Genomic DNA, 12,579 nt, shown 5'->3' on the forward strand with positions numbered 1-12,579 from the left:
TGCCTGAAATAAATCAGGCATTTCTTCTTTTACAAAACCAAACTTTAATCTAATTAATAGCAATTCTAACCCAATTTTTTTATTAATTAAGAATAATTTTAAAATGAACAAATTAAATTTTTTATTGGCTTTTTTAGTTTTGGGAAGTGCGAATTGTTTTGCACAATATCCAAAAATATCTCCTGAGGTTCAGGCAAGAGAAAATGCGATTAAGGCAGAAGCGGAAAAGCTTTCTAATGAGGCTTGGGAAAAAGCAAAAGTAATTGTAGAACAGCAAGAAAGAGAAGGAAAACCTTTTGTCCCATGGGCATCCAGACCTACTGATTTACCACAGGCATCCATTCCTGCTTTTCCAGGTGCTGAAGGAGGAGGAATGTATAGTTTTGGTGGACGTGGCGGTAAGATTTATACCGTTAGCAGTTTGGAAGACAGAGGAAAAGGAACTTTGCGTGAAGCTTTGGAGCAAGGTGGAGCCAGAATCATTGTTTTTAATGTTTCGGGGATTATTAAATTAAAAAGTCCGTTAATTGTTCGTGCGCCTTATGTTACTATTGCAGGTCAAACAGCTCCCGGAGACGGAATTTGTGTAGCCGGAGAAACCATTTGGATTGATACTCATGATGTTGTGATTCGTCACATGCGTTTCCGCAGAGGAGAAACTTTTGTAGGTCGTCGCGATGATGCTATTGGAGGAAATCCGGTTGGAAATATTATTATCGACCACGTTTCGGCTACCTGGGGATTAGACGAAAACATGTCTTTTTACCGACACATGTATGATGATGGAACAGGTATTGCTGAGAAAAAATTCCCAACAGTAAATGTTACTATTCAAAACAGTTTGTTTGCGGAAGGTTTAGATACTTATAACCATGCTTTTGGTAGTACATTAGGTGGTGAAAATTGTTCTTTTGTTAAAAACTTATGGTCTTCTAATACGGGTAGAAATCCATCAATTGGTTGGAATGGTATTTTTAATTTTGCTAATAATGTCATTTTTAACTGGGTAAACCGTTCTATTGATGGAGGTGATTATACAGCGCAATACAACATTATCAACAACTATTTCAAACCGGGACCGGCTACTAATTTGAATGAACCAATTAGCTACCGAATTTTAAAACCGGAATCAGGAAGAAGTAAATTGCCTTATGTGGTTTTTGGCCGTGCTTTTGTAGAAGGAAATGTGGTAGAAGGAAACGAAAAAGTTTCTAAAGATAACTGGAATGGCGGAGTACAATTAGAAAATAAAAAAGGAGAAGCAATGAGTTATGAAGAAGCTTCGACTTATTTTGCTAAGATGAGAGTAAAACAACCGATGCCAATGCCATGGTTGAAAAAATTCATGTCGGCTAACGAAAGTTATGATTATGTACTTAAAAATGTAGGTGCTACATTGCCAATCAGAGACAAAGTTGATACGCGAATTGTAAGAGTGGTAAAAACAGGAAAGCCTGAATATGCCGAAGGTTTGGATCCAAAATCGTTCTATCAGTTTGAACACCGTCGTTTAGGTCAGGATTCGTATAAATTAGGAATCATAACTGATATTTCTCAGGTAGGCGGTTATCCTGAATACAAAGGAAAAGCGTATAAAGATTCGGATAATGATGGAATTCCTGATGCTTGGGAAAAGAAATTTGGTTTGAATCCAAAAGATGCTTCTGATGCTAATTTAGACTTGAACGGTGATGGATATACTAACATTGAAAAGTACATTAATGGCATAGATCCTACTAAAAAAGTAGATTGGAAAAACTTGGATAATAATGAAGATACTTTGGCTAAAATCGAACAAGGATTAGCTGAATATAAGAAATAATTTAATTGTAAATGGCACACTTCTTGCTTCGTCTGTAACCGATGAAGCAAGAATTTTGCTTTATAATATTAAAGTTTTAAAAACAAAGAAGATGAAATCGCCAGTATTAAAATCTTTGCGCGAGCAAATAGCAATGATTTAAAAAAGGCGATAAATCTGTCATCATTAAAAAAATTAAAATCCAAACAGATGAAAATGTACAAAAAATTAGTAGCAGTTGCTTTATTCCTTTTTTTGGGTTCCAATATCCTTTTGGCACAAAAGGGATTTGATCCGGAATATGTAAAAGTGACCAATGAAAGAGCACAAAAAATTGTTGACGATTTGAAATTAAATTCAAAAGAAGATCAATTAGCTGTTAGAGATATAATTGCTGAGCAGTATCGTTCTTTGAATACTATTCATGAATCCCGTGATGCAAAAATTGAAGCAGTTAAAAAAGCAGTTAGCGATAAAGAACAACAACAAAAGCAAGTTGATAAACTAAAAAATGATGCCGATAAAAAAATCCTGTCGCTTCATAAATCCTATCTGAAAAAACTAAGCAAAAAACTAACGAACAGCCAGATTGTTCAGGTAAAAGACGGAATGACTTATGGCGTATTGCCAATTACCGTTTCAGGTTACAACGATATGTTGCCTAATTTAACTGTTGAGCAAAAAAAATACATCTACGATGCTTTGGTGGAAGCCAGAGAGCACGCTATGGATGGAGGAACTTCTAAGGAAAAGCACGCCTGGTTTGGTAAATACAAAGGAAGAATCAATAATTATCTTTCTAAACAGGGTTACGACTTAAACAAAGAAAGTGCTGATTGGCACAAACGTTTGGAAGAAAGACAGAAAAACAAAAAATAGTTTAAATTGATTTAATCGATTTTTGGTCAATCCGACGAAGGAGGAATCACATAACGTGAGTACCTGCTGTGATTCCTAATGCTTTGGAATGACAAAATCTTATTGTTTATCTTATTCCATTTATTGTACTCAATTAGCAATAATCCTAAAAAATCCTCAAATGAAATACACTATAAAAACGGTTTTCAGCCTTGGAATTATTTTATTAAGTTCTGCGGCTATTTACGCTCAATATCCGGATATTCCAAAAGAAGTTCAGGACAAAACCGATGCTGTTTTAGCACAGGAAGAAGCAAGATTGGCCAAAATTTGGGCTGATAATGCTGAAGTAATAAAAAAAGAGACACTGCAAGGTCGTCCTTATTTGCCTTGGGCATCTTACCCAAAAGATTTTGTACATGCCAGTATTCCTGCTTTTCCAGGAGCCGAAGGTGGTGGAGCATTTACCCCGGGAGGCAGAGGCGGAAAAATATTTGTAGTTACAAGTTTGGAAGATAGTGGTGCGGGAACTTTTAGAGAAGCTTGTGAAGCTGTTGGAGCAAGAACCATTGTTTTTAATGTTTCGGGAATTATCCAATTAAAGAAACCAATCACCATGCAGGCTCCTTATGTTACCATAGCAGGCCAAACGGCTCCCGGTGACGGAATTTGTATTGCCGGAGAATCATTATTGATAGATACTCATGATGTTGTTATCAGGCACATGCGTTTTAGAAGAGGAGCTACCGAGGTAACTCGCAGAGATGATGCGCTGGGTGGAAATGTAATTGGGAATGTTATTATCGATCATTGTTCGGTAAGTTGGGGATTAGACGAAAATATTTCGTTGTACCGCCACCAGTTTCAGGCTAATCCAACATCTAAATTGGAGAAATTACCGGCTTGTAATATTACCATTCAAAATACCATTTCGTCAGAAGGCTTAGATACTTACAATCATGCTTTCGGAAGTACCATTGGTGGATTGAACAGTACTTTTATGCGTAATCTTTGGGCTAATAATATCTCCAGAAACTGTTCTATCGGGATGTATGGCGATTTTAATTTTGTCAACAATGTCGTTTTCAACTGGTGGAATCGTTCTTTGGATGGAGGCGATTATCGTTCGATGTTTAATATCATTAACAATTATTTCAAGCCGGGCCCTATCACTCCTAAAGATGAGCCAATCCGTTACCGAATCTTAAAACCGGAATCAGGTTATATGGTTCCAAAAACTTTTGGACGTGCTTATGTCAACGGAAATTATATTGATGGTGTTCCTGAAGTGACTAAAGACAACTGGAACGGCGGGATTCAATTAGAGAATCTTTCTTTTGAAGAATCCAAAGATAAATTGGCTTATATCAAACAAAATAAAGCATTCCCGATGCCGCAGATTACAATAATGAGTGCAGAAGCAGCTTATGAATTTGTGTTGAACAATGTAGGAGCTACGTTGCCAAAAAGAGATGCCGTTGATGAAAGGGTGATTAAACAAGTTCGTACAGGAACGATTGAGTACAAAGACGGTTTAGAAAACAGCATAGGTGCAGCATTCATCAAAAGAAGATTGCCTGCTGATTCTTATAAAAAAGGAATTATAACACATCCGGATCAGGTAGGTGGTTATCCTAATTACAAAGGGAAAGCCTACAAAGATTCAGATAATGACGGAATTCCAGATGCCTGGGAAAAGAAATTTGGTTTGAATCCTAAGGATGCTTCTGATGCTAATAACGATTTGAATGGAGACGGTTACACTAATATTGAAAAATATTTTAACGGAATCGATCCTACTCAAAAAACAGATTGGACTAATCCGGTGAATAACAAGGAAACTTTAAATCATTCATTGTTAAACTAATGGATGTATTTATGTTGAAAAAAATCAATAAATTACAGCTGTTATTTTTAATGTGTATTTGTTTTGTTGCCAATGCACAACAGCATGAGGTTAAGGATTATATCAATGATATTGATGAACGGGCTTCGGCTATTGTATCCCAATTGGATATAAACGATGCTGATAAAAAGGAAATCAAAGGAATTGTTCTTAAACAGTATGTTCATATTGAAAAAATTGAAGCTAAAAGAGATGCTCAATTAGAGAAGCTAAAAAAAACAATCGCTGATCAGGAGAAACAGAAAATAAAATCAGAGGAAGTTTGGACAAAATACAAGGTTTCGATTAGTAAATTGCATGATGACTATTTGGATAAACTGTCTAAAAAACTGACCGAATCGCAAATAGTTCAAGTCAAAGACGCAATGACTTATCAGGTAATGCCAAAAACCTATGCTAACTTTCTGGACATGTTTCAGAATCTCAATGAAGAGCAAAAAAAGATGATTTATGATCATTTGGTGGAGGCAAGAGAAAATGCTATGAATGTGGGAACTCATAAATGGCAGTTTCAATGGTTTGCCAAGTACAGAGGAAAAATAAATAACATTCTGGCTTCGCAAGGAATAGAATTGCATCATACCAGCAAAGCTTGGGAAAAAAAGTAATTAGAGAAAAAAGAATTATCAAAATAGTTCTTTTAAATCAAATATTAAAACCACTTTAACGTGAATTTTATAAAACTCAAATACAGAATACTATCAAAACAGGATGTAATGATTATTTCCTGTTTTGTTTTGTTCTTTAGTTTCAAAAATAGTTTTGCGCAAAATAGTTTTCCAACGATAGTTAAAGATAAAACATCAAAAGTAGTCCGAACTCAGGACAATTCAGGAAATCAAATTCCTGACTTTTCTTTCGCAGGCTATCGTGCGGGAGCAGAAGCAATTCCTGGCATAGCTGTTAAAGCTTATGTATCACACATTTCAGGAGATGCTACAGCGACAATTCAGGCAGCAATAGATTATGTGGCCACACTCAAACCCGATGCCAACGGTTTTAGAGGAACCGTACTTCTGGACAAAGGAATTTTTAAGGTTTCTGGTGTTTTGGAACTAAAAGAAAGCGGAATTGTTTTAAGAGGAAGCGGAGCCGGAAATAACGGAACAGTTTTATTAGGAACCGGAACGAATAGAGAAGCTATTGTCAATATTTCAGGAATAAACAATCGTGTCCTAAAAGATAAATTTCAATTAGCCGATGAATTTACAGCTTTAGGTGCGACTACATTAGCTTTAAAAAATACTGCGAATATTAAAAAAGGCGATCGTATTTTAGTGAATACTCCTATCACCCAACAATGGATTGATAAACTAGGCATGGTTGATTTTGGAGCTGAAACAGGATGGATTGGTTGGAAAAAAGATGATTTTGTCATTCGTGCCGATAGGGAAGTAACTCAGGTACAGGGTAACAAAATTACTATTGATGCTCCATTGACGAATGCTTTAGACGAAAAATTATCGCAATCAGAAGTGGTGGTTTACAATTGGTCTGGACGAATTCATAATGTGGGTGTTGAAAATTTGACTTTAAAATCGGAATTTGACACAACAAATCCAAAAGACGAACAACATCGCTGGCATGGAATTTCGATTCAAAATGCAGAGGATATTTGGGTAAGACAAATTAATTTTGAACAATTTGCCGGTGGCGCCGTTTCGATTTTGAAATCGGTAAAAAGAATCACCGTTGAAGATTGTATTTCGTTGAATCCCATTTCGGAAATCGCAGCACATAGAAGAAATACGTTTTATACCGAAGGGCAACAAACTTTATTTCAACGTTGCTATTCGGAATATGGTTATAATGATTTTGCGGTTGGCGGTTATGCTACAGCAGGACCAAATGTCTTTTTACAATGCCAATCCTATTTGCCATATAGTTTCAGTGGTTCTATAGGAAGTTGGGCTACAGGAATACTTTTTGACGTAGTATTAATTGACGGAAATGCCATTAGTTTTAAAAACAAAGAGCAAGATGCCCGCGGACTGGGATGGAACGCTGCTAATAGTGTCATCTGGGAATCTTCGGCTTCAAAAATTGAAAATTACAGTCCGCCTACGGCTGACAACTGGGCTTTTGGAGTTTGGGCACAATGGGCTGGAAACGGTCATTGGGCTGATGTAAACAATCACATTTCGCCTAGAAGTTTGTATTATGCTTTATTGGAACAACGTTTGGGTAAATTACCAATGCCCGCTCAAATTTTAGATTTGGGTACTGAACCTTCTTCGAGCCCAACAGTTCAACAAGCCGCAATTTTAACAGCCGAATCGAGAAAGCCACAAACTACTTTAAAGCAATGGATTATTGAGGCCGCGGTTAGAAATCCAATTGCTGTGAATCCCTCAAAAGCAAAAGTTTTTAATGAAGTAAAGTCAGGAGCTAAATCAACCGAAGTTGCTGCAACAATAACCATTAAAAACGGACTTTTAGTTTCGGATAAAGGATTGCTTACAGGCGAAACTATCGATGTGCCTTGGTGGAGAGGAAGTTTGCGTGAATCTGAAATTGCAAAATCAAGACCACATATTACCCGTTTTGTACCGGGACATTACGGATTGGGGTATACTGATAGTTTATCAGAAACGGTTCAGTTTTTAGTGGATAATAACAAAGTGGCTTTGGATCATAATTATGGTTTATGGTACGAACAACGTATGGCCGATCACGAACGCATTCGAAGAATGGATGCCGATGTCTGGGCTCCGTTTTACGAACAGCCATTCGACAGAACCGGTCAGGGAACGGCTTGGGATCATTTGAGTAAATACGATTTAACGAGATTCAATACCTGGTATTGGGAGCGTTTGAAAACTTTTGCTGATTTGGCGGCTCAACAAAATAAAATATTGATGAACCAACAGTATTTTCAGCATAATATTTTAGAGGCAGGAGCACACTGGTCCAGCTCACCTTGGCGTCCGGCCAATAATATCAACAATACAGGTCTTCCTGAACCGCCGCCTTATATGGGGGATAAGAGAATCTTTATTGCAGAACAATTTTATGATGTTAAAAACGAAAATATCAAAAAATTACATCAGGGTTTTATCGAAAAAAGTTTAGACAATTTTAAAGATAATTCCAATGTATTGCAGTTTACCAGTGCCGAATATACCGGACCGTTAACGTTTATGCAATTTTGGATAGATGTAGCAGCTAATTATCAAAAAACACATTCCGGTAAATCTAAAATAGCTTTGAGTGCTACTAAAGATGTTCAGGATGCCATCTTGAATGATTCAAAAAGAGCCGCTGCAGTTGACGTAATTGATATCAGATATTGGTATTACAAAGAAGACGGAAGCCTGTATGCTCCGGAAGGGGGTAAAAATTTAGCACCAAGACAGCACGCCCGACAAATGAAAGTGGGCAAAGAAACCGAGGTACAAACTTACAGAGCAGTTCGTGAATACCGTGATAAATATGTTGATAAAGCCGTAATTTATAACACTCCGGGAGCTAATAGATTGGGTTGGTCAGTTTTAATGGCAGGAGGTTCATTACCTGCGCTTCCTAAAATTACTGTTCCGGGTTTTTATGAATCACTGGTAAACATGAAAACTGCTCAGGATGAAAATTACGATAGTGCTGTTTGGACTTTAAAAGAGGAAGGCAAAGGATACCTTTTTTATCTGTCAAAAACCAATAAAACGTCTGTTGATTTAGCAAAATATTCAGGTACTTATGAGGTGTTTTGGATTAATCCTGAAAACGGAAATGTTATTTCCAAAGAAACAATTCAGGGGAAAAACATTGCTACTTTAACAGCACCGCAGGCAAAAGAAACTAAAATTGTAGCATATATTAAAAAGAAATAAAAAATGAAATTAGCTAAGACGATTGGAAGAATAATTACTCTTGTAGGATTGAGTTTGGTAACAGTTTCTGCTCAGGCACAGAAATCGGTGAAACCTTTACAAAAACTTCAAGTTTCTAAGAACCAACATTACTTTGTTACTGAAGATGGAAAACCATTTTTCTGGTTGGGTGATACAGGCTGGTTAGCCTTTGGAAAATTAGACAGAGACGGCATTGTTCAGTATTTGCAGGATCGAAAGGCAAAAGGATTCAATGTAGTTCAGGTGATGGTTTTGCACAACATCAATGCAGTGAATGTATATGGCGATAAAGCTTTGGTCAATGATGATGTCTCAAGACCAATAACCACTCCAGGCAATGATTTCAATAATAAGGAAGAATATGATTATTGGGATCATGTTGACTATACTTTGGATGTGGCTCAAAAAAACGGAATCTATGTTGCCATGGTACCGGTTTGGGGAACTAATATTAGCAGTAAAGACAGCAAAGTAACTTTGGCTCAGGTTGAAAAATATGCAAAATTTTTAGCCGATAGATATAAAAACAGAACCAATGTGATTTGGCTTAACGGAGGTGATACTTATGGCGATAAATTCACAGATATCTGGAATGCTATAGGGAATATTTTAAAGACGAATAATCCGGATCAATTAGTGACTTTCCATCCATTTGGTCGCACGGATTCTTCTGAAAATTATCATAATGCAAGTTGGCTGGATTTCAATATGTTCCAATCCGGTCACAGAAGATACGATCAGGATACGGTAAAAACGGCTTTCAAAGAAGACAATTACAAATTTGTGCATAGAGATTGGGATTTAAAACCAACAAAACCAACATTAGACGGAGAGCCATCTTATGAAGGAATTCCACACGGTTTGCACGATACCTTACAACCAAAATGGAATGCCGGTGACGTAAGACGTTATGGATATTGGTCTGTTTTTGCAGGTGGTGCAGGTTATACTTACGGACACAATGCCGTAATGCAAATGTTTAGAAAAGGAGACAACCCAGCCTACGGCAATAAAGAATTATGGACATCAGCTATTAATGCACCGGGAGCGGGACAAATGGTGTACATCAAAAAATTAATGCTGGAATTTCCTTATTTAGAACGTGTTCCGGATCAATCATTAGTTGCTAATCAAGGAGAGAAATACGATTATCTGATAGCAACCAGAGGGAAAAATTACGCTTTTATTTACACATACACAGGCAGAAAAATCGCCGTGAATATGGGTAAAATTGCAGGAAATAAAGTAACGGCAACTTGGTACAATCCAAGAAACGGACAAAAAACTAAAATAGGAACTTTTGAAAATAAAGGAATTAAAGAATTCCAGTCTTCCGGCAAAAAAGAAGACGGAAATGACTGGGTATTAATTTTAAAATCAAAATAAAGCTATATAAACGATATTTTTTCGGTTTCGATTCCCTTGCCTTTGGAAAGGGATTGGGTGAGGTTCCTGAAGAGTTTTTGTTAGAACACATATTTAAAAGTCATACTATGAGAATTAAAAATATACTACTGGTACTTTGTTTTCTTATCGGATTCAATGTTGCCAATGCTAAAAATGAAGGTTGGATCAACATTCTGAATGCAGGCGGAAACAACAAAGGCCTTCTTTGTACTGAAGCCATCCAAAAAGCCATTGATATAGCTTCTAAAAATGGAGGCGGAACTATCTATTTCCCTGCCGGAGAATATTTAACAGGAGCTTTAAAATTAAAAAGTAATATCTGTATTTATGTAGATGCAGGGGCTGTTTTAAAATTCTCTGATAATTTTGATCATTATCTCCCTTATGTAGAAATGCGTTACGAGGGAATTATGATGAAAACGTTTTCACCATTATTTTACGCTAAAGATGCCGAAAATATTAGTATCAAAGGAAATGGTGTTATCGACGGACAGGGGAAAGCCTGGTGGAATGAAGTGTACCGAATTGAAAGTGCCAAAGGTCCAATTCCGGAGACTAAATACCAAACTATGTGGGTTGAACAAAATAAAGGAATTGAGTATGAGGCTTATTACAAAAGAACTATTGATAAGCATTTTTTCAGACCTTCTTTTTTCCAGGTGCTGAATTGTAAAAATATATTGATCGAAGGAGTTACGTTCAAAAATTCTCCTTTTTGGACCATAAATCCGGAGTTTTGCGATAATGTTACCATTACAGGAATTACGATTAACAACCCGCATTCGCCTAATACCGACGGAATCAATCCGTCTTCCTGCAAAAATGTTCATATTTCTAATTGTCATATTAGTGTGGGTGACGACTGTATTACCATCAAATCAGGAAGAGATGCCGATGGTAGAAAATATGGCATGGCGACTGAAAATGTTACGATTACCAATTGTACAATGTTAAGTGGTCATGGTGGAGTGGTGATTGGAAGCGAAATGTCGGGCGGAATTAAAAAAATTACGATTTCCAACTGTGTTTTCGATGGTACCGACAGAGGAATCCGTTTGAAATCGGCTCGTGGTCGTGGTGGGGTTGTTGAAGATATCCGTGTGGATAATATTGTGATGAACAACATCAAAGAAAATGCTATTATAATGGATTTGTTCTACGATAAATCAAGCAAAGAAGAACCGGTTTCGGAAAGAACACCTATTTTTAGAAACATCCATATTAGTAATTTAACCGGAACGAAGGTTAAAAAAGCAGGAACGATTAATGGAATTACTGAAATGCCGGTTCAAAATGTTTCTTTTTCCAATATCAACATTCAGGCAGAAGATGGATTTTCATTGAACACCGCTGATAATGTAGAATTTCATGATGCAAAAATCACTACTACTATGGGAGCTTCATTTAAAATTGAAATTTCCAATAATTTGATTTTGGATAATGTAGCTACCATGAAACCGATTGTCAATACACCATTGATTAAATTAACGGATGTTTCTAATGTGATGATTAATAATAACTTCCCAATGTTTGCTACGGATGTTTTCTTAGAAGCTGATGGTGCTAAAACTAAAGGAATCTATTTGAAAAACAACGTTTTTAATAATGTGAAGAAAGTAGTCAATAAAGGAGCTGCTTTGAGTGATGGTGCTGTTGTTGAATAAGAAATGTTTTTTAGACATAATATTTGTCATTCCGACGAAGGAGGAATCTCATTAAGTACTCACATTATGTGATTTCTCGTTCCTCGAAATGACAAACGGATAGTTTTGGAGAATAAATTGAACCTTTTTTTAGTCATTCCAAATGTATTAATACAGAAATTAGTAATGAAAAAAATAATACTTATACTAATAGTTAGCTTATCTGTTTTGAGTTGTTCCAATTCGAAACAAGCTTATCTGTTCACTTCTTTCAGGGAACCGGCAACAGCAGGTTTATATCTGGCTTCCAGCGAAGATGGTTACCATTGGAAAGATTTGGGCGGTCCTTATTTAAAACCCGAAGCTGGGAAAAGTAAAATCATGAGAGATCCTTCCATTGTAAAAGGTAAAAATGATGTGTATCACATGGTTTGGACTACCGATTGGAAAGGTGGAGACGGTTTTGGCTATGCCAGTTCCAAGGATTTAATTCATTGGTCAGAGCAACAATACATTCACGTGATGAAAAACGAACCAGAAGTGGTGAATGTCTGGGCACCTGAAATTTTCTATGATGATGAGCAGGATCAATACATCATTATTTGGGCTTCTACCATTCCGTTTCGATATGCAAAAGGACAGGAAGAAGAGAAAAACAATCATCGTATGTATTATGTTACGACTAAAGATTTCAAAACGTTTTCGGATACCAAATTGTTTTTCGAACCTGGTTTCAGTGTGATTGATTGTGTACTTTTAAAGCGAGCTAAAAACGATTATGTTTTGGTTTTAAAAGACAACACCCGACCAATGCGAAACATAAAAGTGGCTTTTGGAAAAACACCTTTAGGGCCATTCGAAAATATCTCTGAACCATTAACAGCTTATCTTTCTGAAGGACCTACAGTTTTAAAGAAAGATAATGATTGGTTGATTTATTATGATAATTACGGAGCCAAAAATTATCAGGCAATCCGTACTTCGGATTTCAAGAATTTTGAAAACGTAAGTTCAAAAATTCAACTTCCGGAAGGACACAAGCACGGAACGATTACAACTATTTCAAAGAAAAAGTTGAAAAAGCTAATAGAAAAAAAGTAAAATACAATGCCACAG

Annotated in this window: 8 protein-coding genes; all 8 read left to right on the forward strand. The window is 36.5% G+C overall.

The features are described from left to right. The first annotated feature begins 103 nt into the window (after nucleotides 1–103). Nucleotides 104–1,822, forward strand: a complete 1,719-nt coding sequence (locus IEV84_RS03895) for a polysaccharide lyase (protein WP_188492601.1) — start codon at nucleotides 104–106, stop codon at nucleotides 1,820–1,822. Between the two features lie 189 nt (nucleotides 1,823–2,011). Continuing rightward, a complete protein-coding gene (locus IEV84_RS03900; RefSeq protein WP_229732588.1) occupies nucleotides 2,012–2,680 on the forward strand; it encodes a DUF3826 domain-containing protein in 669 nt (222 codons plus the stop codon). 160 nt (nucleotides 2,681–2,840) lie between these two features. After that, nucleotides 2,841–4,526, forward strand: a complete 1,686-nt coding sequence (locus IEV84_RS03905; RefSeq protein WP_188492603.1) for a thrombospondin type 3 repeat-containing protein — start codon at nucleotides 2,841–2,843, stop codon at nucleotides 4,524–4,526. Continuing rightward, the gene (locus IEV84_RS03910; protein ID WP_188492605.1) at nucleotides 4,526–5,173 is read left to right on the forward strand and encodes a DUF3826 domain-containing protein; all 648 of its coding nucleotides are present in this window, start codon (nucleotides 4,526–4,528) and stop codon (nucleotides 5,171–5,173) included. Before IEV84_RS03905 ends, IEV84_RS03910 begins: the two co-directional genes overlap by 1 nt. 60 nt (nucleotides 5,174–5,233) lie before the next feature. Beyond that, nucleotides 5,234–8,392: a DUF6298 domain-containing protein gene (locus IEV84_RS03915; RefSeq protein WP_188492607.1), complete on the forward strand. Its 3,159-nt coding sequence runs from the start codon at nucleotides 5,234–5,236 to the stop codon at nucleotides 8,390–8,392. Between the two features lie 3 nt (nucleotides 8,393–8,395). Beyond that, a complete protein-coding gene (locus IEV84_RS03920) occupies nucleotides 8,396–9,799 on the forward strand; it encodes a glycoside hydrolase family 140 protein (RefSeq protein ID WP_188492609.1) in 1,404 nt (467 codons plus the stop codon). 107 nt (nucleotides 9,800–9,906) lie between these two features. Next, nucleotides 9,907–11,484, forward strand: a complete 1,578-nt coding sequence (locus tag IEV84_RS03925) for a glycoside hydrolase family 28 protein (protein ID WP_188492611.1) — start codon at nucleotides 9,907–9,909, stop codon at nucleotides 11,482–11,484. A gap of 165 nt (nucleotides 11,485–11,649) precedes the next feature. After that, on the forward strand, nucleotides 11,650–12,564 hold the full coding sequence (locus IEV84_RS03930; protein WP_188492613.1) for a glycoside hydrolase family 43 protein: 915 nt from the start codon (nucleotides 11,650–11,652) through the stop codon (nucleotides 12,562–12,564). The last annotated feature ends 15 nt before the right edge of the window (nucleotides 12,565–12,579 follow it).

This window comes from Flavobacterium palustre, from assembly GCF_014639535.1.
GTDB lineage: Bacteria > Bacteroidota > Bacteroidia > Flavobacteriales > Flavobacteriaceae > Flavobacterium > Flavobacterium palustre.